Origin of the sequence: Paenibacillus pinistramenti, assembly GCF_005869875.1 — a bacterium.
GTDB lineage: Bacteria > Bacillota > Bacilli > Paenibacillales > Paenibacillaceae > Fontibacillus > Fontibacillus pinistramenti.
Genome location: NZ_VAWG01000026.1, coordinates 1 through 22,177, shown reverse-complemented (window position 1 = coordinate 22,177; position 22,177 = coordinate 1). Strand labels below are relative to the sequence as shown.

21 protein-coding genes and 1 pseudogene are annotated in these 22,177 nt (G+C 55.4%); 18 read left to right on the top strand and 4 right to left on the bottom strand.

Annotated elements, in window-relative coordinates; translation table 11 throughout:
* Positions 1 to 104: 104 nt before the first annotated feature.
* The 7 genes from purD (at position 105) to FCN15_RS18265 (ending at position 8,606) form a co-directional block, all read left to right on the top strand.
* Positions 105 to 1,376 carry a phosphoribosylamine--glycine ligase gene (gene purD, locus FCN15_RS18295; RefSeq protein WP_138496444.1) on the top strand — a complete coding sequence of 424 codons (1,272 nt, stop codon included), beginning with the start codon at positions 105 to 107 and terminating at the stop codon, positions 1,374 to 1,376.
* A gap of 219 nt (positions 1,377 to 1,595) precedes the next feature.
* Positions 1,596 to 2,540 carry a VOC family protein gene (locus tag FCN15_RS18290; protein WP_138496443.1) on the top strand — a complete coding sequence of 315 codons (945 nt, stop codon included), beginning with the start codon at positions 1,596 to 1,598 and terminating at the stop codon, positions 2,538 to 2,540.
* A gap of 137 nt (positions 2,541 to 2,677) precedes the next feature.
* Positions 2,678 to 3,961 (top strand): threonine ammonia-lyase IlvA, encoded by a 1,284-nt coding sequence (ilvA, locus tag FCN15_RS18285; protein ID WP_138496441.1) that lies wholly within the window; start codon positions 2,678 to 2,680, stop codon positions 3,959 to 3,961.
* A gap of 189 nt (positions 3,962 to 4,150) precedes the next feature.
* The gene (locus tag FCN15_RS18280) at positions 4,151 to 6,577 is read left to right on the top strand and encodes a heavy metal translocating P-type ATPase (protein WP_138496439.1); all 2,427 of its coding nucleotides are present in this window, start codon (positions 4,151 to 4,153) and stop codon (positions 6,575 to 6,577) included.
* Positions 6,578 to 6,782: 205 nt separating this feature from the next.
* Positions 6,783 to 7,172, top strand: coding sequence for a GntR family transcriptional regulator (locus tag FCN15_RS18275; RefSeq protein ID WP_138496437.1), 390 nt, complete (start codon positions 6,783 to 6,785; stop codon positions 7,170 to 7,172).
* Complete coding sequence (locus FCN15_RS18270) at positions 7,156 to 7,920, top strand: ABC transporter ATP-binding protein (protein ID WP_203232180.1); 765 nt, start codon at positions 7,156 to 7,158, stop codon at positions 7,918 to 7,920. Before FCN15_RS18275 ends, FCN15_RS18270 begins: the two co-directional genes overlap by 17 nt.
* The gene (locus FCN15_RS18265) at positions 7,917 to 8,606 is read left to right on the top strand and encodes a hypothetical protein (RefSeq protein ID WP_138496435.1); all 690 of its coding nucleotides are present in this window, start codon (positions 7,917 to 7,919) and stop codon (positions 8,604 to 8,606) included. The genes FCN15_RS18270 and FCN15_RS18265 overlap by 4 nt, the downstream gene beginning before the upstream one ends.
* Positions 8,607 to 8,732: 126 nt before the next feature.
* On the opposite strand, the gene FCN15_RS18260 is transcribed toward FCN15_RS18265, so the two are convergent.
* A complete protein-coding gene (locus tag FCN15_RS18260) occupies positions 8,733 to 9,452 on the bottom strand; it encodes a DUF1129 family protein (protein ID WP_162515403.1) in 720 nt (239 codons plus the stop codon).
* A 196-nt stretch (positions 9,453 to 9,648) separates the two neighbouring features.
* Between FCN15_RS18260 and FCN15_RS18255 the strand changes: the two genes are divergently transcribed.
* Positions 9,649 to 9,864 carry a hypothetical protein gene (locus FCN15_RS18255; RefSeq protein WP_138496431.1) on the top strand — a complete coding sequence of 72 codons (216 nt, stop codon included), beginning with the start codon at positions 9,649 to 9,651 and terminating at the stop codon, positions 9,862 to 9,864.
* A 130-nt stretch (positions 9,865 to 9,994) separates the two neighbouring features.
* Here the strand turns inward: FCN15_RS18255 and FCN15_RS18250 are convergent, their stop codons facing one another.
* Positions 9,995 to 11,002 carry a hypothetical protein gene (locus FCN15_RS18250; protein WP_138496429.1) on the bottom strand — a complete coding sequence of 336 codons (1,008 nt, stop codon included), beginning with the start codon at positions 11,000 to 11,002 and terminating at the stop codon, positions 9,995 to 9,997.
* Positions 11,003 to 11,171: 169 nt separating this feature from the next.
* Between FCN15_RS18250 and FCN15_RS18245 the strand changes: the two genes are divergently transcribed.
* From FCN15_RS18245 to corA, 5 genes are all read left to right on the top strand, one after another.
* Complete coding sequence (locus FCN15_RS18245) at positions 11,172 to 12,002, top strand: alpha/beta hydrolase (protein ID WP_138496427.1); 831 nt, start codon at positions 11,172 to 11,174, stop codon at positions 12,000 to 12,002.
* A gap of 142 nt (positions 12,003 to 12,144) precedes the next feature.
* Positions 12,145 to 12,939 (top strand): DODA-type extradiol aromatic ring-opening family dioxygenase, encoded by a 795-nt coding sequence (locus FCN15_RS18240; protein WP_138496425.1) that lies wholly within the window; start codon positions 12,145 to 12,147, stop codon positions 12,937 to 12,939.
* Between the two features lie 408 nt (positions 12,940 to 13,347).
* A complete protein-coding gene (locus tag FCN15_RS18235; protein WP_138496423.1) occupies positions 13,348 to 13,965 on the top strand; it encodes a DUF47 domain-containing protein in 618 nt (205 codons plus the stop codon).
* Between the two features lie 17 nt (positions 13,966 to 13,982).
* Positions 13,983 to 14,981 (top strand): inorganic phosphate transporter, encoded by a 999-nt coding sequence (locus FCN15_RS18230; RefSeq protein WP_138496421.1) that lies wholly within the window; start codon positions 13,983 to 13,985, stop codon positions 14,979 to 14,981.
* Positions 14,982 to 15,103: 122 nt separating this feature from the next.
* On the top strand, positions 15,104 to 16,066 hold the full coding sequence (gene corA / locus FCN15_RS18225) for a magnesium/cobalt transporter CorA (RefSeq protein ID WP_138496419.1): 963 nt from the start codon (positions 15,104 to 15,106) through the stop codon (positions 16,064 to 16,066).
* A gap of 350 nt (positions 16,067 to 16,416) precedes the next feature.
* Here corA and FCN15_RS18220 read toward each other — a convergent pair whose 3' ends face one another.
* Positions 16,417 to 17,022: a hypothetical protein gene (locus FCN15_RS18220; RefSeq protein ID WP_238996745.1), complete on the bottom strand. Its 606-nt coding sequence runs from the start codon at positions 17,020 to 17,022 to the stop codon at positions 16,417 to 16,419.
* 238 nt (positions 17,023 to 17,260) lie between these two features.
* On the opposite strand from FCN15_RS18220, the gene FCN15_RS18215 reads away from it, so the two are divergent.
* The 4 genes from FCN15_RS18215 (at position 17,261) to rlmD (ending at position 21,087) form a co-directional block, all read left to right on the top strand.
* On the top strand, positions 17,261 to 17,554 hold the full coding sequence (locus FCN15_RS18215) for a YerC/YecD family TrpR-related protein (RefSeq protein WP_138496417.1): 294 nt from the start codon (positions 17,261 to 17,263) through the stop codon (positions 17,552 to 17,554).
* Complete coding sequence (locus FCN15_RS18210) at positions 17,551 to 18,315, top strand: sirohydrochlorin chelatase (RefSeq protein ID WP_138496415.1); 765 nt, start codon at positions 17,551 to 17,553, stop codon at positions 18,313 to 18,315. Before FCN15_RS18215 ends, FCN15_RS18210 begins: the two co-directional genes overlap by 4 nt.
* A gap of 34 nt (positions 18,316 to 18,349) precedes the next feature.
* Positions 18,350 to 19,231: a diacylglycerol kinase gene (locus tag FCN15_RS18205; protein ID WP_138496413.1), complete on the top strand. Its 882-nt coding sequence runs from the start codon at positions 18,350 to 18,352 to the stop codon at positions 19,229 to 19,231.
* A 203-nt stretch (positions 19,232 to 19,434) separates the two neighbouring features.
* Positions 19,435 to 21,087, top strand: coding sequence for a 23S rRNA (uracil(1939)-C(5))-methyltransferase RlmD (rlmD, locus tag FCN15_RS18200; RefSeq protein ID WP_138496474.1), 1,653 nt, complete (start codon positions 19,435 to 19,437; stop codon positions 21,085 to 21,087).
* Here rlmD and FCN15_RS18195 read toward each other — a convergent pair.
* On the bottom strand, positions 21,045 to 21,497 hold the full coding sequence (locus tag FCN15_RS18195; RefSeq protein ID WP_138496412.1) for a hypothetical protein: 453 nt from the start codon (positions 21,495 to 21,497) through the stop codon (positions 21,045 to 21,047). The two genes, rlmD and FCN15_RS18195, sit on opposite strands and share 43 nt — an antisense overlap.
* A gap of 151 nt (positions 21,498 to 21,648) precedes the next feature.
* Between FCN15_RS18195 and FCN15_RS18190 the strand changes: the two are divergent.
* A pseudogene (locus FCN15_RS18190) lies at positions 21,649 to 22,177 on the top strand (transposase); the annotation flags it as partial.

Below are 22,177 nucleotides of genomic sequence, written 5' to 3'. Positions count from 1 at the left end.
TGCGGGCCTTCTTTAGAATTCAGGCTGCCGGGCTGGACGGAGAACAAGCTAAGACGCCAAGCTGGGCAGAACCTATTTTTCAACCATGGGGAGGATTTCGGGTAATGGATATTTTGGTGGTTGGCGGGGGCGGCCGCGAGCATGCAATCTGCTGGGCTTTGTCGAAGAGTCCAAAAGCGGATAAAATCTACTGCGCGCCGGGCAATGCGGGAATCGGACAGGTGGCAGAGCTGGTGCCGATTCCGGTAAGCGATTTTGACAGTCTGACCGCATTTGCGGCAGAGAAGAAAGTGGATTTAGTGGTGATCGGACCGGATGACCCGCTGGCGGACGGCATTGTGGACGCTTTTGAAGCGAAAAATATTCCGGTCTACGGCCCGCGCAGGAACGCGGCACATATCGAAGGCAGCAAAACCTTCATGAAGGATCTCCTCAAGAAGTACAGCATTCCAACAGCGGCTTACGAAAAATTCGACAATTACGAGGCTGCGCTGGCGTATCTGCGCTCCCAGCCGGTGCCGATTGTCATTAAAGCAGACGGGCTTGCGGCGGGCAAAGGGGTTACGGTTGCTTTTACCCGCGAAGAAGCCGAACAGGCGCTGAAAGATATTATGGTGGACAAGGTATTCGGCAGCTCCGGCAGCCAGGTTGTGATCGAGGAGTTTATGGAGGGCCAGGAAATGTCGATTCTGGCCTTCGTGGACGGCGAAACGGTGCGTCCGATGGCAGCCGCGCAGGACCACAAGCAGGTGTTTGACGGCGACAAGGGGCCGAACACCGGCGGCATGGGCACGTATTCGCCGCTGCCGCATATCGACAATGTCATTATTGAAGAAGCGATTGAAAAAATCATCAAACCAACCGCCAAAGCCATGGTGGCGGAAGGGCGCCCGTTCCGCGGCGTCTTGTTCGCCGGCCTGATGATTACGCCGGGCGGCGTGCCGAAGACGGTAGAATTCAACGCCCGCTTTGGCGACCCGGAAACCCAAGTGGTGCTGCCGCGTCTCAAGAGCGACCTGCTGGACATTTTTCTGGCATCGCTGGACGGAACGCTCGACCAGGTGGAGATCAAGTGGAGCGACGAAGCCGCGGTTTGCGTCGTGCTTGCATCCCCGGGTTATCCGGCCTCTTATCCGAAGGGACTGGTCATTTCCGGACTCGACACCGTGTCCGAGGACGAGGCCTTGGTGTTCCACGCAGGCACGTCTAGAAGCGAAGCCGGCGAGTGGCTGACGAACGGCGGGCGCGTGCTGGGCGTTGTAGGCCGCGGCACGGACATCGCCGCCGCCAGGGAGCAGGCTTACAAGGCTGCCGAACGCATTCAGTTTGAAGGCAAACACCAGCGCTCCGATATTGCAGCGAAAGCGCTGGTCTAGAAGGGGTTATTTATTTTAGAAGGGATTATTTACAGAGAAGCCGCTGATCGGCCGGGACTGTCCTCTTGTCTAAGAAGGGGAGGGCAGTGCGAGGCGATCAGCGGTTTTTTTGCGAGTCTGCCAGCATGCGGGGATGATTTCAGCCGTCCGATTCTTTATAATGAAAAAAATGACAGACAAAGACCGACATGCGGATTTCAAAGCCGAGGAGGATTCAACTTGCTTAAGACGGCTGGCATTCATCACATTACGGCCTATGTTCATGATGTTCAGGCCTGCGTGGATTTCTACGCGGGGCTGCTGGGACTGCGCCTCGTTAAACAAACGGTTCATTTTGACGCGCCTGAAGTAGGCCATTTCTATTTCGGCAATGAGGCGGGTCATCCGGGCACTTTGGTGTCCTTTCTGTTCCGGAAGGATCTGCCTGCAGGAAGGCTTGGCGGCGGACAGGTCGGGGTAATCGTGTATGCCGTCCCTGAAGGCGGCCTGCTGTATTGGCGCCAGCGGCTTAAGAAATATGATATTCCGTTTATGGAAACGCGCCGCTTCGGCAAAGATTATGTCCGGTTTACCGATGAGGCGGGGCTGCTGATTGATCTGGTGGAGCTGGAGCCTGGAGCGGCGGCGGGAGCCAGAGGCAGCGGAGAGGGGCCGATTCCTGAGAGGTACGCCATTCAAGGCATTGACGGCGTGCTGCTGTTCAGCAGACAGCCGGAGCGGACGGCGGAGGTTCTGGAGAACAGCCTTGGGCTTGCCTATAAAGGCAGCGAGGAAGGGCTTGTCCGCTTTGAAGCTCACGGCCCAAGAGGCAGCAGGATCGACATGAATGTCGAGCCGATGCCTGCCGGCTCCCCGGGCGCCGGCGTGGTCCAGCATTTGGCGTGGCGGACCCCGGACGCCAGCGAACAGATCCTGTGGCAGGAGCAGCTGAAGGAAGGCGGACTTGATCCGACACCGGCGATCAACATGGAGTATTACAAGACGGTGAAGTTTCGCGAGCCTGGCGGGATTCTTTTTCAAGTGGCTACGGATGCTCCAGGCTTCCTGAGAGATGAAACGGCTGGACAGCTGGGCCGGGAGCTGATGCTTCCGGACAGGCTTGAACCGGACAGGACTTCCATTGAACGGAATTTTCCGGCGTTCCGGGTTCGTGAATTGGGCTGATTGTAGGCTGTGAGGGCCGCAGGCGATGGGCAAAGAAACTTGCCCCGCTGCGCTGACAAGGTGGTACAATCAGTGTAACAGGCCGGCAGCGGCATTATAGAATCTATGAATAGAATAAGCGGAGTGTGGAGAAGAAGATGAAACAGACAGATGACACCCCTAAGACGGCCCCTTCAGCGTCAGTGGGTATGGAAGATATCGTACGTGCGCATCATGTACTGCGTGAGGTGATTGTGCGGACGCCGCTGCAGCGGGATCCGGTTTTGTCGGCCAAATACGACTGCAACGTCTATTTAAAGAGAGAGGATCTGCAGATTGTCCGCTCGTTCAAAATCCGCGGGGCTTACAATATGATCCGGAGCCTGACGCCGGAGGAGATCAGCCGCGGCATTGTCTGCGCCAGCGCGGGCAATCATGCGCAGGGTGTGGCTTTTTCATGCAATGCGCTGGGCATCCAGGGGAAGATCTTCATGCCGGCAACGACGCCTAACCAGAAAGTGAAGCAGGTGAAGCGGTTCGGCGGCTCGCATGTGGAGGTCATTTTGACGGGCGACACGTATGACGATGCCTATGAAGAATCTATGAAAGCCTGCCGGGAGCAGGGCATGACGTTTATTCATCCGTTTGATAATCCGAAGATTATCGCGGGCAACGGAACGATCGGCATGGAGATTATGGAGGACCTGCAGAGTCCTGCTGATTATGTCTTCGTAACGATCGGCGGCGGCGGTCTGGTATCGGGCGTGGGCGCCTATCTGAAAATGGTAGCTCCGCAGACCAGGGTCATCGGCGTGGAGCCGCTCGGCGCGTCGTCCATGACCGAAGCTTTGAAGCTGAATCAGGTGGTCACGCTGGATACGATCGACAAATTTGTAGACGGCGCAGCCGTGAAGCGGGTCGGCGACCTGAATTTTGAAATTGCCAAGGAAGTGCTGGAGGATGTCGTTAAGGTGCCGGAAGGCAAAGCGTGCACTACGATTCTGGAGCTGTATAACGAAAATGCTATCGTCGTTGAACCGGCCGGTTCTCTGCCTGTAGCCGCGCTCGATATGTACCGGGATCAGATTCAGGGCAAGACGGTCGTCTGCGTCATCAGCGGCGGCAACAATGATATCGACCGGATGCAGGAAATGAAGGAGCGTTCGCTGATTTACGAAGGGCTGAAGCACTATTTCATGGTAAACTTCCCTCAGCGGGCGGGCGCGCTGCGCGAGTTCCTTGCGGAAGTGCTGGGTCCGAACGACGATATTACCCGGTTTGAATACACGAAGAAGAACAACAAGGAGAACGGTCCGGCGCTGGTCGGCATCGAGCTGATGAACAAAGAGGATTATGAGCCGCTCATCCGCCGGATGGATGCGAAGGGCATCATTTATACGGAATTGAATCGTGACCTGAACCTGTTTAATCTGCTGATTTAAGATTGGAGTCTGTCTGAAAGTCCCTCGGTATTGAGGGGCTTTTCTTTTTTTTCCAGAGTGAACCGCGGGCCCTCTCCCTTGAATACCCCCATGGGGTATGATATGATGAGTTCAGAGCTTATCAATTCATGAATATTTTTAATAAAAATATACCCCCATGGGGTAAAATAAAGACAGGGGTGAAGCAAAATGGAGAAACATCCAGAGGAGCGGCAGGTGACCTTTCAAATTGCCGGCATGACCTGCGCGGCCTGCGCCAGCCGGATCGAGAAGGGCATAAAGAGGCTGGAGGGCGTGGAGGACGCGAACGTCAATTTTGCGCTGGAAAGAGCCTCGGTGACCTATCTGCCTTCCAAAGTGGATACAGCTGCCATGGAGCAGAAGATTGCGGATCTGGGGTACAGCACGGTTAAAGACGGGGTTGATTTCAAGCTGGAGGGCATGACCTGCGCAGCCTGTGCGAACCGGATTGAGAAAGGTCTCGGCAAGCTGCCGGGCGTCAGCAGGGCGGCGGTGAATTTTGCGCTGGAGAGCGCCCATGTCGAATATAACGCGGCAGAGGTTACGCCGGCCGATATGATGAGGAAGGTGGAGCAGCTCGGCTATAAAGCCCTTCCTAAAGAGGAGGCAGCCGCCAAGGGCGGGGATTACAAGCAGAAGGAAATCCGCCGCAAGAAAATGCAGCTGCTCGTATCCGCCTTGTTGTCGCTTCCGCTGTTCTGGGCGATGGCCGGCCATTTTTCATGGACCTCCTGGATTTATTTGCCTCAATTTCTGATGAATCCGTGGGTGCAGCTGGCGCTGGCGACTCCGGTCCAATTCTGGATCGGCCGCCAGTTTTACGCCGGAGCCTATAAAGCGCTGCGCAATAAGAGCGCCAACATGGATGTGCTGGTTGCTCTGGGCACGTCGGCCGCCTATTTCTACAGTCTGTATTTGACGCTGAGCTGGGCCGGATCGGAACACGGCGGTATGGCGCCGGACATGTATTACGAAACGAGTGCGATCCTGATTACGCTGATTCTTCTCGGAAAATTATTCGAGGTGCTGGCCAAAGGGCGCACGTCGGAAGCGATCAAGAAATTAATGAACCTGCAGGCCAAGCAGGCCACGGTCATCCGCGGCGGCAGGGAAATGTCCGTGCCTGTGGAGGAGGTAGCGGTGAACGAAATCGTCCTGGTCAAGCCGGGCGAGAAGATTCCGGTGGACGGCGAAGTGCTTGAGGGGATATCCGCGGTGGACGAATCCATGCTCACAGGGGAAAGTATCCCGGTTGAAAAAGAACCCGGCGCCGCCGTTATCGGCGCCACCCTGAACAAGCACGGCGCTCTGAAGATCAGAGCCGCCCGCATCGGCAAAGAAACCGCCCTGGCCCAGATCATCAGGGTGGTTGAAGAGGCCCAGGGCTCGAAGGCGCCGATTCAGCGCGTGGCCGATTCGATCTCCGGCATCTTCGTTCCGTTCGTCGTAGGCATCGCGGTGCTCACCTTCCTGATCTGGTTTGTCTTCGTATCGCCGGGCGACTTCGCGTCCGCGCTGGAGAAAGGCATTGCCGTTCTGGTCATCGCCTGCCCCTGCGCCCTAGGCCTTGCGACACCGACCTCGATCATGGCGGGATCCGGGCGCGCGGCGGAGTACGGGATTCTGTTCAAGGGCGGTGAGCATCTGGAATGGATGCAGAAGGTCCAAACTGTAATTCTGGATAAGACGGGTACGGTTACGAAAGGCAAGCCGGAGCTGACGGACATTCACATCGAAGGCATGGATGAGGCCGAAGGGCTTCGCCTGATCGGTTCTGCCGAGAAGCAGTCGGAGCATCCGCTCGCCGAGGCAATGGTTGCCGGGATACAGGCAAGAGGCATTTCCCTCCCGGCTGCAGAGCAGTTTGAGGCGATACCCGGATATGGAATCCGCGCCCGTGTAGAAGGGAGAGAAGTGCTGGTCGGCACGCGCAGGCTTCTGAGCCGCGAGCAGATTGAGTTTAGTGAAGCCGGCGAGCTGATGAACCGCCTTGAAGCTGAAGGCAAAACCGCCATGCTCCTGGCCGTGGACCGGACCTATGCAGGTGTAGTTGCTGTTGCCGACACCATCAAGGAGACCTCCGCAGCTGCGATTGCGAAGCTGAAGCAGCTGGGCATAGACGTCGTGATGATCACGGGCGACAACCGGCGCACCGCTGAAGCGATTGCGGGGCAGGCCGGGATTGAGCACATCCTTGCTGAAGTGCTGCCGGAAGGCAAAGCGGAGGAAGTGAAGCGGCTGCAGTCCATGGGGCAAATCGTCGCCATGGTAGGTGACGGCATCAACGATGCGCCGGCGCTTGCAACCGCCGATATCGGCATTGCGATCGGAACCGGCACAGACATTGCGATGGAAGCCGCGGATGTGACCCTGATGCGCGGCGAGCTGACCAGCGTGGCGGACGCCATAACGATGAGCCGCAAGACGATGAGGAATATCCGGCAGAACCTGTTCTGGGCGCTCGGATACAACACCCTAGGCATCCCGATCGCTGCCGCAGGGCTGCTCGCCCCTTGGGTGGCGGGAGCCGCGATGGCGCTCAGCTCGGTTTCGGTCGTGCTGAATGCCCTCCGCCTGCAGAGAGTCAAATTGTAAGCAGCGTTAAGCGTGCCTGCAAGCATCAGAAGAGACAAGGTATACCTCGCGGAGGTATGCCTTTTCTTTTTTTCAGGCAGCCATTTAATTGAATTAAATTTTAATTGAAAAAAAATTCCTTAAAATCCTCTTTACACGACTACGATATTAGTGTACTATTCAACTATAACAGTGATACAAAACGGAAGAGAGGGGCAGCGAGCAGGTGAGCATAGAATTTGATAACAACCTTCCGATCTATCTGCAGATTATGAACTATATCAAACGGCAGATCGTAAGCGGAATCCTCGCGCCGGGAGACAAAATTCTGTCGGTGCGGGAGCTGGCGGCAGAGCTCCAGATTAACCCGAACACGATACAGCGGACCTTTCAGGAGCTGGAGCGTGAAGAAATTGTTGAGACCCGGCGCGGGCTGGGCAGATTCGTGACAAGTGAGGAATCGAAAATTATGGAGATCAAGAAAGAGATGGCCGGCGAGCTGCTGGAGAAATTTGTGCAGGGCATGAAAGAGCTTGGATTTGCAGAGCGGGACATTGTATCCATCGTATCCGAAGCGGTAGAGCAGGAGGGAGAAGCGCATGAACGCAGTAAATAACGGGACCAGGAAGGCAGAACCGGCAGCCTATACGGCGAAGGCCAGTTTGACCCAGCCTGTGCTGAGCGTCAGCAATCTGACCAAAACTTATGGTCGGAAGACGGCTTTAAATAACGTAACCTTTGATATTGAGCCCGGGCGGATCGTGGGCCTTCTGGGAACGAACGGAAGCGGCAAAAGCACGCTGATGAGAATTGCAGCCGGGCTGGCCCAGCCGTCCTCCGGGCAGGTGACGGTAGCCGGAGAGCCGGTTGGCGTCCGCTCCAAGGGCCTGGTTTCATTCATGCCGGATGCGCCGGTGACGGAGGATTGGATGCGGATAAAGGATGCGATGGGCTTCTACCGCGATTTCTATGCCGATTTTGACAGCGCCAAAGCGTCCGAAATGCTGCAGTTCATGAAGCTGAATCCGGACGACCGGGTGACCTCGCTGTCCAAAGGGATGAAGGAGCGGCTTCAGCTGACGCTGGCCTTCTCCCGAAGATCGAAGCTGTACCTGCTCGATGAGCCGATCGGCGGGGTGGATCCGGTAGCGCGGGGCAAAATTTTGGATGCCATCCTGGAATTTTACGATGAAGACAGCAGCGTTGTCATTACGACTCACCTGGTGCGGGATATTGAGCGGATATTTGACCAGGTTGCTTTTATCCGGAATGGGGAGCTTGTCCTGATGGATGAAGTGGAGACGCTCCGGACGAGAACGGGGAAAAGTGTGGACGAATTATTCAGAGAGGTGTTTGCCGAATGATCAGATTGCTGAAATATGACTGGAGAAGGAACATGACTTATCTGCTGAGCGCGTTTGTGCTGTTTGTGCTCGGAGAGCTGGCGGTGGAGTGGTTTGTGAGCAACAGCGATGCCGCTGTCTCGCTGATGATTATCGGTTACGCGGCGATGCTGGTCTTTATCGTTGTGTCAGCGGTCAAAACCTATGTGAAAAATATCGGCTCCAGCGGCCGGCGCATGCTCCCGGTGACCAGCCTGCAGCATATCCTGTCCCCGCTGGTGATGGGCCTTGCGGGCACCCTGGTGATCGGACTTCTGTTTGTGCTCCACTTTTCCATGAGTACGACTTTTCAGCATTATACTGAATTTGACCAGGTGAGCAGCCTGGACCCCGGTTCCGTCGTGCTCCTTGGCCTTTCCGGCCTTGAGTCGATGATGTTCGAGCTGCTGCTCTTCTTCCTTGCTTATACCATCGGGCGCAGCCTCCGCGTCAAATTTAAAGCGGTCATCATCGTAGCTGCTTATCTTGTTCTGCAAAATGGCCTGCTGCTGATTGAAGACGCCCTGAAGCTTGATAACTTGGGCTTGAACAGCTCCGAATTCTTCTCCATGAAGCTGGTGTCTGCCTCCACGGTTTTTGAACTGATCTGCAGTCTCGTCATGATCGTGGTCATGGTGAAGCTGATCGACAAACGGGTCGAAGTGTAAGCTGCATTTCAGCAGCCCCGGCCCCTTGAACAATAGAAGAGGAACGCTTCCGCACAGCCTGGCCGGCGCGGGGCGTTCCTTTTGCTGTTCCGTTCTAGTTCGTTTTCTAATCCGCTCTAATTCGTATTAATCCGCTCTGTTCCGTCGAGGCTTCCTCAGGAAAAAGTATTGCCCCGCCAGTCCGGCGGCGAACAGCCCCAGGCATGTCCACACCGATAAGGTGAAGGCAGGCAGCATCTGCTGCAGCATGGCATAGAGGGCTACGACCACAATCGCGGTGCCGATGGTCAGAGCCGCCGATTTCAGCTCGGCCTTGAGCGGCCGGCGTCCGTCAGTGCTGTTCTGCGAATCCGGCGCCCCCAGAAAGCGGGTCATCAGTTCCATCAGCAGCAGGGAGCCGGCGGCAATGAGAATCAGCGTAGGCAGCTTCACCGTAACCTCACCTGCTTCTCCCTTGAACCATCTGTTCATGAAGCCCAGGAACGTATAAATAAAGAATACCCAGGTCAAAGCAATCCAGGGAATCATCGTATAATATTTGACCTTGTCCCGGAGCGTCCGCGGCCGGCGCATCTCCAGATCGGTAAGCAGCTCCTCCGTATAAACCTCAGGATCGTAGCTGTAGCGCTCAAGATAAGATCTGCCCCTGTTCTGGTCCTTCAGCATTTGGCGCGCCGTGTCCAGCAGGGCGTAGGCTGCCGCGGGTCCATTAAGCGGGCTTGCGCTTACTCTACGGGATACTTCGTCAAGAAACAGAGAGTTCGCCTCGGTCAGCTGCGGGCGGAGCCGCTCCATTTCCTGTTTGATCTGCTGCGTGTTCATAACCTTCCAATTCCCTTCCTGCATGTTAGTAAAAGTATACTGTTCACCGGTCCGCTCCTGCAAGGCGGGAGCCAGATATGTCATTTTTGCGGCAGCCGAATAAAACCGCTCCCTTTCAGCCCACAATATTCCTGAATGATCAAGCTTCGAAGCTCCTCGTTACTTATGGAATGGGGCCAAGCAATCCTGGCTTGTACTTGAATATAAGGAGTGGGATGAAATGGAACGGTCAGGCGAGGAAGAAACACGGGCGATGCTGCTGAACAGCCAATCCCGCGGCTCGCTGCATGAAGTAGCGGGCGAGGACGACAGGGTGGAGCTGGGCGGTTTAACCGGCAGCGCTGCCGGAGACGGCGAAGGGGAGAATGCCCCCTTTTATTACAGCTGGGAAGGCCGCGACCTCACCCGAAAAATGTATCTTCAATCCTACGATTGAAGGACTTGCCTGCCGGCTGCTGCGGCTTAAGCGCACAGCAAGAGGAGGTCCGGTGCCGTAAGGCAGCCGGGCCTCTTTGCGTTTGGTCAGGCTAATAAACCAGCCTTGAACCCGCTCTTATGACTCAGCCTTATGACTCAGCCGGAAAATGCTCACTCCGGTACTTCTCCACCTCGGCGGTCAGCTTGCCGCCATTCTGGTCGACCACCTTCATGAAGGCCGCAAGGCCGGTCAAATAATCGCTGCCGGCCGCATCCCGGTACTGGAGCGCCGCTTTGTAGCCCCGGCTTGCATCAGGCTGAATCTTCTTGTCGTCATATTGGAACAGAGGCGTATTGTTGAGCCCGTAATAGGTATACAGCTCATAATTGCTGAACAAGCTGCGGATTTGCCCGATCCGGTTGGAGTAAGGATAACTTTTTATAAAATGCTCCTGAGCCACCGCCCGGCCCACAATCTGCTGGTAGCCGATGACCAGCCCTCCATCCTCAGCAGGCGCCAGCCGGCTCTCCTCGGCCATGATATCTATATAGGCCTGGATGTCCGGAGAAACGTAAGCCCGGTAATCCATGTACTGGGAATAATCCAGCACGGGGAAGAGCATTCCCTCCGCCATTTCCGGCTTATAACCGCTGGCTCCCGCCTGGCTCAGCAGGCTCTTCAGCGTTTTGCTGGAGGTCCGTGCCGCCATATTAGCAAAAGAATCTCCGCTTCGGTACAGGGACGCCAGCTGCGGCTGTACGGCCGGGTCAGACAGCTTGGCAGTGCAGCTGTCCAGCTGCTTCAGCTGTTCATTTTCGAGATGAAGCGTCATGACAGAGGCCTCCTGCCGGCTGACCTGGGAACGGTGGGATTTGAAATAGGCAATCGCCTGCGCCAGCCGGCCCTTGCCGAGCAGCGCCTCGAACTCTTTGTAGGTATTGCTGTGCGCACTGGACGCGGAAGCGGCAGAGGACTGAGCCGATGAGGACTGAGCCGATGCGGACTGGGCAGAAGCGGCCGGGATAAGGCCGGCATTTCCGCCAAACGATACCAGCCCCAAACCTAAGGCCAGCGCGGCGGCCAGGCCTGCGGCAGCAAAGCGTCTTTTTCCGGATAACTTGGATGACCCTGATGACTCGGATGGTAGAATGCGCATGTTAAACCTCCTGCAGATCGGATTTTTGGATCTCACCCAAAATTACCCATTCAGACGTCTTCCGGCTGCAGAAGGTTGCATTGACAGAAAATCCTGCAGGGTGTTACACTCTAAATACAATTAAACAACTCGGAATTATAAGGTTTATTTTATTGAGGAGGAATCCGGCATGGAGCGGCAGATTACGATTCATTACGGCAAGGAGGATATTGCGGCAAGCCTGCATTATCCGGCTGAAACGGCCAGGAAGGAGGGGCGGTGCAAGAGCCGTGTTCCTCTTGTGGTCATCTGCCACGGTTTTGTCGGCAGCCGGATCGGCGTAGACCGCCTGTTCGTGAATACAGCCAGGGAGCTTGCGGCATCCGGTTATCTCGTACTGCGCTTTGACTATCTGGGCTGCGGGGAGAGCAGCGGCAGCTATGGGCAGGAGGGGCTGAAATCCATGGTTGAGCAGACCAAGGCCGTCCTCGATTACGCCCTGGGATGCAGCGATGTGGATCCGGCGCAGGTCACCCTCATCGGCCACAGCCTTGGCGGCGCGGTGGCGGTGCTGACGGCGGCATCGGACCGCCGGGTGAAGAATCTGGTGCTGTGGTCTGCTGTAGGATATCCGTTTAACGATATCGTGAAGATTACGGAACGCAGCGTCTATGACAGCGCCGTAAAGCATGGCCGCGCAGATTACCTCGGCTATGAAATGACGCCCGTATTCTTCGATTCGCTGGCGCTTTATCAGCCGTTCCAGGAGGCCGCCAAGTTTGACGGCAACGTTCTGGTCATTCACGGAACATCGGACGATGTGATTCCCGCTGATTATGCCTTCCTGTATCAGAAGGTGTTCTGGACCCGGCGGGAAGGGCGCTGCGACAAGGACATTATTTTTCAGGCCAATCATACGTATTCTTCCGGCGAGCACCGCAGGCATCTCATCAAGACGACGAAAGACTGGCTGGACGGCCAGGAGGCGCTGCAGGCGGAGTGGCAGAACTGGATGATCTGACAGCTGGTGAAGAAGGCGTCCCTGCGGGGCGCCTTTTCTGCTATTTTTCCTATGTCCCATAAGCTCCCAAGTGGTAAATAAGTCACAAAAGCGATACAATGAGGATAAATATACACTATCAAGGGATAAGGAGGTGGCCCGGTTGACGATGCCATCCTTATTTATCGCACACGGTTCACCGTTGCTCGCAGTAGAAAACAGCGCGTATACCGCTTTCCTGAAGCGGCTGGGCCGTCGCCTGCCTGTTCCCAAGGCCGTTGTCATCTTCTCGGCCCACTGGGATGAGCCGCAGCAGCAGCTGACAGACGCGGACCGTTATGAAGCGATTCATGATTATTACGGGTATCCTGAGGAGTTGTATCAAATCCGTTATTCCATTCCCGGCGACCGGAAGATTGCCGCTGAGGTGCAGCGGTTGTTCCAGCAAGGGAATCTCAAGCACCAGACCGTGCCGGACCGCGGGCTTGACCACGGGGCATGGATTATTCTCAAGCAGCTGTACCCGGATCTGGAGATTCCGGCGATGGAGCTGTCCATTGATTCCAGGCGGTCACCGTCTGAGCAGTATGAAATTGGAAAAATGCTGGCCGCTCTCCGTGAGCAGAGCGTCCTGATCATCGGCAGCGGCGCTTTGGTGCACAACCTGCGCCTGCCAAGCCAGAACGGCCCTGTTCCGCAGGTCGAGGCCTTCGACCAGTGGATCAGCGAGAAGATCAGCCGCTGGACCCTGCCGGAATTGTTCCGGTACGACAAGCTGGCTCCGAATGTCAGAGACGCTGTTCCGTCTTATGCACAAGAGCATATCAGTCCTTTGTTCTACGCGATGGGAGCCGCCGATCAGGAACGCACAGCGAAGCGGCTGTTCCAGGACCGCAGGCCCGGGGCGCTGAATCTCGATATTTGGCAGTTCGGGGGCGATGAGCTTACCGGCATTTGAGCAGACAACCAGAATGGCTATAAATCAAGAGCCGTGCCCTAGAGGTGCGGCTCTTTTGGCGCTGGGCTTAGCGCCGGATGCGGCGTAAGGTGTGACGTTGGTTGTGACGCCGGGTGCGCCTGCTCTTCTCCTTTTCGCTTTGCCCGGTTTGGCTTTATAATAGAAGAAGAGCCTGGGGGCTCTTGCAGGACTTTGGCGCAGCTCCTGTGCGAATTATTGATGCATGAAAAACCCCCTTTTTACTAATATTAGGAATAGAAGGGTTCAGATGGGGTAATGTTAAATGAATATTGACTGAAAGTTTTGATAATGCGCTTACATAATCTTTACAATAGGTCTTTCAGGTTGGTAAGATAACAAGGGTTGTCATCAACTGCTTAAATTCACCAAATTTTTTATAAAGGAGATATCCAGGTGGCCAAGAAGAAGGATATTTTTTTCCAGACACTCGAAAATATGGCGGACACGATTGTACAAGCCGCTGATTATTTTGCCGCACACGTTTCGGATTTCAACAACATTTCCGATTTTGCGAAAGCCATGAAAGAATTTGAAAGAAAATGCGATGAATCCACGCATACCATTATCAAGGAACTGAACAAAACGTTCATTACGCCGATCGAGCGGGATGACATTATGGATCTGGCCACGACAATGGACGACGTGATGGACGGGCTCGAAGCGACGGTATCCCGGTTCTACATGTATCATTTGGGACAGCCGGACAAATATATCGTCCAGTTCGGGGAAATTCTGCGCAACTCTGCGTATGAGATCCAGAAAGCGGTTCAACTGCTGTCTTCCAAGAAGCTGCTGGCCATTCGTGAGCATACGATCCGTCTGAACGATCTGGAGAACCAGGGCGACGACCTGCTGCGGATCTGCATTAACGAGCTCTTTAAATCCGTTACGGACCCGATTGAGCTGATCAAGAAAAAAGAAATCTACGAGCGTCTTGAGACGACGACGGATGCCTGCGAGCACGTAGCCAATATGCTGGAATCCATTATCATGCGCAATTCGTAAGGGGCGTTGACAAAACAATGGATACAACTTTGCTCGTATTAGGCGTCGTCATTATACTCGCGCTTGCTTTCGACTTTATCAACGGTTTCCACGATACGGCGAACTCCATCGCTACATCGGTATCGACACGGGCGCTGACGCCCCGCAGAGCGATTATTTTGGCGGCCGGAATGAACTTTCTCGGCGCGATCCTGTTTACAGGCGTCGCCAAGACCATCGGCGGCAAGATCGCCGACCCGACTACAATGGACAACGGCCTAGAAGTCATCATCGCGACGCTGCTCGCGGCGATTATCTGGAACCTGGTCACCTGGTATTTCGGCATTCCATCTTCCTCCTCCCATGCGCTGATCGGCGCGTTGGTAGGTGCAGTCTTCGTCGGTGCCGGCTCCGATCAAGTCAAATGGGCGGGCTTTAGAGAAATTGTGGAAGGCCTGCTGCTTTCGCCGATTATTGCTTTTATCATTGGTTATATTGTTATGACGATTCTCAAATATATCTTTGCCAAGCGAAGCCCGCACACCGTTAACAAAGGTTTCCGCACCCTGCAGATCCTGACAGCGGCGCTTCAGTCTTTCACGCACGGCACGAACGATGCGCAGAAGGCGATGGGGATCATTACCTTCGCGCTGGTGACCTCCGGTCAGCTGTCTGACCTGACAGTCCCGCTCTGGGTAAAGATCGCGGCTGCACTGTCTATGGCGGTCGGCACTTCTGTTGGCGGCTGGAAGATCATCAAGACAATGGGAACGAAGATCTTCAAGATCGAGCCGATCAACGGCTTTGCGGCGGACATCTCGTCGGCCTCCGTTATCTTCTCGGCAACGCTGCTGCACCTGCCGGTCAGCACGACGCATGCGATTACGCCGGCCATTCTGGGCGTGGGCGCTGCCAAACGGTTCTCCGCGGTGCGCTGGTCGCTGGCCGGACGGATCGTTATTACCTGGTTTATCACCATTCCGATCTCGGCCGTTCTGGCCGGTTTGATCTTCAAGCTCCTGTTCGGATGGTCTTAACCTGCAAAGCTAAGCTCTTCAGGGCCTGGAAAGGCCGGGGGAGCTTTTTTCATACCTGAGCCCAGAGTTCAGGCGTTTGAGCCCGATATTTTCCCAGAAGACAGAAACGAGGAGAAATCACGATGATCCGCACGCTATCCATTTCCCTTGATAACGAAATAACAGAAGGAAGCTCTCTGCAGGAGCTGGACCGGGATTCGGCCAAATGGATTTGGGCCGATTTCTGTCAGCCAACGGAGGATGAATGCGCGCTGCTGAGCAGCTATTTTCACTTCCATCCGCTCGCGATCGAGGACTGTGTGCTCCATAATCTGCAGCGTCCCAAGCTGGATGTGTACGAGGACGTCCGGTTTTATGTGCTGCATGCGATCGACCCGGACCGTCTGAAGGCGAGAGAGGTGAACCTGTTTGTCGGGGAGAAGCTGATCGTATCCTTCCATAAAAATAAACTCGAAGAGGTGGATCAGGCCATCCAGCAAATGGTCAGCCTGGTCCGCAGCGGGCAGGAGGTGCAGCAGGGGCCGATGGCGGCTGCGCACGCGGTGATGGACCACCTGGTGGATTCGTATTTTCCAAGCCTCTATGCTATTGAAGACGAGCTGGCGGATATTGAATCCATCGGGAGCGGGGAGCCGGTGGAGACGCTGATGAACCAGGTGTTCGACCTGCGGGGGCGGCTGCTGAAGCTGCGCCGGTCGGTGGTGCCGATGCGCGACCTGCTGTACCGGATCGTCAATTCCCAGCATATGCAGGAGAACGGGCTGCTGCGGGCTTATTTTGCCGATATTCATGACCATCTGCTCAAGCTGTCCGATATGATCGAGGCGGACCGGGAGATGACGGCGGACCTGCGCGACTCCTACATCTCGCTGAACTCCAACCGCATGAACGGCATCATGAAGACGCTGACGGTTATCACCACCATCTTTATGCCGCTGACGCTGATCGCCGGGATCTACGGCATGAATTTTGAGAGGATGCCAGAGCTGCACTGGGCCTACGGCTATTTCACCGTGCTGCTGTTTATGGCGGGCTTGTCCCTCTGGATGGTGCTCTGGTTCAACCGGCGCGGCTGGTTTAAATAGGAAGACGGCAGCGCTTATAAATAACGTGAAATCTTCCGATGAAAAAAAGAGGGAGGCGTGCGGGAAGGCCTGCACGCCTGTTTGCGCTGTCTGCGCGCTTGCCCGCGCATGTATATAGGACGAGATAGGACGATAAAGGACGGGCGAGAGGGCGATATAGGAGAGTAGGGAGATAAAGGGCGATGTAAGGCGATGTAGGATGATGTAGGCGATACGTTATAGGGCGATATAGGACGAGGTAGAGCATGATAAAGGGAAGGGCGATAGGGCGCTAGGGCGGATCGATATAGCGATATAGGGCGGGCCTGTGTCTGCGGCGCCGGCGGCGCCTTCCTTCCCGGCCGCAGCTGTCAGCGGCGGCGCGGGCTGCGGCGCTTGGCGGAAGAGGAGCGGCGGTAGCCGTTTTTGCCGGAACGGCCCTTGCCGCCGGAGCTGCGGCGTCTCCCGCTCCCGGAGCCTTTGCGTCTGCGCTTCGGACGGTATTCATCCAGCCGGTCAGGGTCGGCTGTGACACCTGCGGCTGCTTTGCCTCCAGGGAGGAAGGAGCCCATCAGCAGTTTGGCCATCGGCGCGATCTGCTGGAAGCTGGACATGATCTTCTGCACACGGCCGATATGGCCCATGATGCCGTCAATACCGCCAAGGCGGTCAATCATGCCTTTCAAGTCGCCGATGTTGGAGAGCAGTCCGCCGCCTTTGCCGGCAGCTCCGGCGCCTGTGGCAGCCGCGTCCGTTACAGAATTGGCCGCATTGAACGGGACGAGAGAGCTCTCAGGTGAAATGCCGTAAGGATTAACACCTGGATAATACTGCGGGACGGACGGCAGCTCGGGCGGGGCCGCGCTGCTGGTGCCGACACTCCGGTAGCGGTTCATGCCCGGATAAGAGGCTGCGCCCTGCCGATGGTTCGTATTCCGGTTCGGAATGTTGGGATTTGGATTGTTGTAATGAGGCAATTTGCATCACGTTCCTTTTCCAGTATTTGTGTCTATGAATGATAGACATTCGTGGATGCCTTTCTCTACAACATCGTATGATTTAGGCAGGAGCGGGGTATAGACGAACGCCCGGTTTTGGGCTGGGCGAATGCGGAAATCAGAATTAGGCTCTGCAACGCGTGAATCCGTTAACGCTTGAAAATGAGGCCTTCACTCGTGTACAATGAAACTACTAATGGTAGGGGATGATAAACAGGTGCAGCTCAAGAAATTGAATGATTCCAGCATTGATCAATTATTTCAAGCGATTCTTACTCTTGATAACCTCGAAGAATGCTATGTGTTCTTTGACGATCTTTGTACTGTGAATGAAATCCAGTCCATGGCCCAGCGGCTCGAAGTTGCGCGCATGCTTGGGAAAGGCTGTACGTATAATCAAATCGAAGCCGAGACAGGCGCCAGCACGGCTACGATTTCCCGTGTCAAGCGCTGCCTGAACTACGGCAACGATGGATATAAAATGACATTGGACCGGCTGGAGAGCAAATGAAGCATCCAGGCGTTCTGATTATCAGCCACGGTTCGCCGGACGATGCCTGGATCAGGCTCGTCGACGACGCCGTGGCGGAACTGAAGCTTCCAACCGGGATTCCGGTGGAAGCTTCTTTCTTGGAGGACGACGGAGACCGGAGCATTCAAGGCGGCATCGACCGCCTGGAGGCAGCTGGCGTGACCGATCTGGTCGTCATCCCTTTGTTTGTGTCTTCAGGCAGCACGCATATCGACGAGATCAGCTATGCGCTGGGCGTGAAGCCGGAGCCGGAGCTTCCGACGGATCTCGCGCCCTTCCGGATCGGAGAAGGGGTGGCCGTGCATTTCGGCCGCCCGGTGGACGACGATCCGGTGATCGCGCACATGGTCTGGGACAAGGTGCGCGGTTTGTCCCGGGACCCGGACCGGGAAGCGGTGGTGCTGGTCGGGCACGGAAGCGGGCATGACGGCTTCCGGCAGCGCTGGGAGGCAGGGATGGCTTCCCTGGCGGCCAGCGTGCAGGCCATCAGCGGCGTGGCAGCCGCCGATTATGGCCTGCTGCGGACGGACACCGTGCGCAGCAAGGTGGCCGAGTGGAGCGGGCGGGGCTACGAGGTCATCGTGGCCCCGCTGTTCCTGAGTGCGGGATATTTCACGAAGCAGGTGATCCCTTCCAGGCTGGAAGGCCTGGAATACCGGTACAGCGGAGAGGCGCTGCTGCCGCATCCGCGCCTGGCGGACTGGATACAGGAACAAATCTCGAATATAATGGAAAGATAATGACTATTCGAGAATAAATGGAGCTGCAGCAGCAATGAAGAGAGCGAGATTAATTTATAATCCTTCCTCCGGACGCGAGGAGATTCGAAGACTGCTTCCGGACATCTTAAACCGGCTGGATCTGGCCGGGATTGAAACCTCCTGCCATGCGACCACCGGCGAAGGCGACGCGACCCGCGAAGCGGCTGAAGCCGTGTACCGCGGGTATGACATTATCATTGCGGCGGGAGGCGACGGCACCCTGAACGAGGTCGTGAACGGCATGGCCGGTAAGGAGAACCTGCCGCCGCTCGGCGTTTTCCCTATGGGAACGACCAACGATTTTGCCCGCGCCATGGGCATCCCGAGAAAATGGGAAGAATACTGCGATCTGCTGATCAAGGGCGAGACCCGTCCGATCGATATCGGCAAGGCGAACGACCGCTATTTTATCAACATCGCCGGAGGCGGCTCCCTGACCCAGCTTACCTACGAGGTGCCGAGCCGTCTGAAGACGATGATCGGGCAGCTGGCCTATTATATGAAGGGCATCGAGAAGATGGTGAATCTGTCCCCGACCGAGCTCTCGATAATGGCAGACGGCTATGACCCGATGCACGGCGAATTCATGATGTTCCTGATCGCGAACTCCAATTCAGTCGGGGGCTTTGAGAAGCTGGCGCCGGACGCGCGCATCGACGACGGCCTGCTCGATGTTATCGCCGTTAAACGCTGCAACCTGGGCGAGTTTATCCGGCTGGTGACGATGGCGCTGCGGGGCGACCATTTTAACGATTCGCACGTCATTTACTTCAAAACAAAACGGATGATCGTCACCTCCCCGGCTCCGGTGCTGCTGAATCTGGACGGCGAGCTCGGCGGCCAGCTGCCTGGCGTGTTCGAAATTTTGCCGTCGCATCTGCAAATTTTTGCTTGAGGACCTGCGGGATAATAAGGAATTAAGCTGGAAATCGGTATTATAAGATCATAAATAGAGCGTTAGAAGTGAACAGGGTGAACCAAGCGCATACTGCATAGAGCTTACTGTCTTCACCTTTTAGAAAAAGTCTTGCTGCTGGCCGGGCGGCCGGGCAAGGCTTTTATTTTTTTGACTATCAGGAAAGAAGTGAAATGAACAAGATGAGTAAACACCGGGGCGGAACACGCGGAGGCGCGTCAACCGGACGGGGCGGGCGTTCATCAGGCGGGAATCGCAGCAGCACTGCGGCCGCAGCCGAATGGAACCTGCCGGTAGCGAAGAACGAAGAACACATTATCGACATCATCGGGATGAATCACGACGGGGAAGGGGTAGGCCGCGCGGAGGGCTATACCCTTTTTGCTGCGGGCGCGCTGCCGGGCGAGAAGGTCCGGGTCAAGGTGCTCCACACGAAAAAGCAGTTCGGCTACGCCAAGCTCCTGGACGTGCTGGAAGCCAGCCCGGACCGCGTCGCGGCGCCATGCCCGATTTACGACCAATGCGGCGGCTGCCAGCTGCAGCACATGAGCTACGCCGGCCAGCTGGCGTGGAAGCGCCAGCGTGTTGTCGATGCGCTGGAGCGCATCGGGAAGCTGCGGGTGAGCGGGAGTGCAGGGATTGGAGCGGGTGCTGATGCTGATGCGAATGCTGGAACAGGCGAGATTGCTCCGGAAAGTGCTGAAGGCCTTGGAACGAGCAATCCTTCAGACGGCTCCGCACATTCAGCTGAACCCGTGCAGAATACTATCGATGCAGGCGTGCAGGAGTACGGCAAGAATGAAGGCATCATTGTCCGCGACACGCTGGGCATGGATGAGCCTTGGCGCTACCGCAACAAAGCCCAGGTGCCGATCGGTGTAACCGAAGGCGGCCTGGTTGGCGGTTTTTACGCGAAAAACAGCCACCGGATCATCGACATGGAGACCTGTCTCATCCAGCACGAGCATAACGACGAAGTCGTCTCGCGCGTTAAAGCGATCGGCCGTGAGCTCGGCATCTCTGCCTACAACGAAGAGACAGGGCGAGGTCTGCTTCGCCACGTTGTGGTGAAGAAGGCCTTCCGCACCGGTGAGATTATGCTCGTCCTTGTCACGAGCGGGCGGGACATCCCGCATAAGGACGAATGGATCGGCCTGATCCGCGAACAGATCGCAGGTGTAGCGAGCATCTGCCAGAACGTCAACACGAAGCAGACCAACGTTATCTTCGGTGACGAAACCCGCGTCCTGTGGGGCCGCGACGTCATTTACGATTACATCGGCGACGTGCAGTTTGCGATTTCGGCGCGTTCTTTTTACCAGGTGAACCCGGTCCAAACCGAAGTCCTGTACGGCAAAACGGTGGAGTACGCCGGCCTGACCGGCAAAGAAACCGTCATCGACGCCTACTGCGGCATCGGCACGATTTCCCTGTTCCTGGCGCAGCATGCGGACCAGGTCTACGGCGTGGAGATCGTCAAAGAAGCGATCGAAGATGCCCGCAGCAATGCCCAGCTTAACAACATGAACAATGTGAAGTTTGAAGTTGGAGCGTCAGAAGATGTCATCCCTCGCTGGAAAGAGCAGGGAATTGAGGCGGATGTCATCGTAGTCGACCCACCGCGCAAAGGCTGCGACCCGCGCCTGCTCGAGACCATCCTTGAAATGAAGCCCGAGCGCGTGGTGTACGTGTCGTGCAATGCCTCGACTCTGGCACGGGATTTGGCGATTTTGGAGGAAGGCGGGTACCGGACGGTGGAAGTGCAGCCGGTGGATATGTTTCCGCATACGGTTCACGTTGAATGCTGTGCGTTGATAGTTAGAAGTAAAGAATAAGCAGAGGGGTTCGAGAATCTGTAAAAGATTCTCGGACTCCCATCTGCTTTAATCTCGATGCGATCAATTAGTCTGTGAAGGATTTCGGGCGTTAGCTCGTCGAATAACAGGAACTCCTCCAAGGAATTCTTTAGTTGGGAAAATGCTAAAGTATCGTCTTGGATTTGAAGCGATTCATCGTACTGTCGCTTTTTGGACTTCAGCTCGTCTAACTCCTGATTGATCGAAGCAACATACTCATCGTACTCGCTCTTTGGCATGTCTCCGTCAAAGTGCTTATCGTGTGCTTGCTTCTTTCGATGCTTCAATTTGTCCATTTGAGCATCCAAGGCTTTGATCGCTTTTTCATTTTGTTGCTTTTGTTTCTTTAGCTGGTTTTCAAGCTTCTTAATTACCGCTTCATTATTCAAGTTGGATACAAGCAAACGAATATCTTGAAGAATAACGGATACCAAGTCGAGAGCGTAAAATATCTTGTGTAAATAGATAAATAGCAAAAAGGAAGACCTTTCTTGTAGAATTAAGTCACCACAACCAACTCACAAGAAAGAGGTCTTCCCTATGAATCATTTTACATCAGATTTAGTCCAGGCTCTAGTCACAAAGCAGGACGTAACCGAGATTTTTCGCAATCATTTGGAAATGGCTATGAATCGCTTGTTAGAAACCGAGCTCACCGCATTTTTAGATTATGAGAAGTACGACCGTGCGGGCGTAAACTCTGGAAATTCTCGAAATGGCAGCTACTCACGTACACTGCACACCGAATATGGTGATTTAATGCTCACCATTCCCAGGGATCGCAACGGGGAGTTTAAACAGCAAACGATCGCTCCGTACAAGCGATCCAATGACACGCTGGAGTCCTTCGTCATTCACATGTTCCAGAAGGGTGTGACGATGACGGAGATTGCGGACCTCATTGAGAAAATGTATGGGCATCACTAGACGCCGCAAACGGTGTCGAATATGACGAAGACCATGGTTGAACATGTCGATGCCTTCACGACACGCAAGCTGGCTAAGCGTTATGTTTGCGTGTATATCGATGCCACTTATGTTGCTGTCAAAAGGGATACGGTCTCTAAAG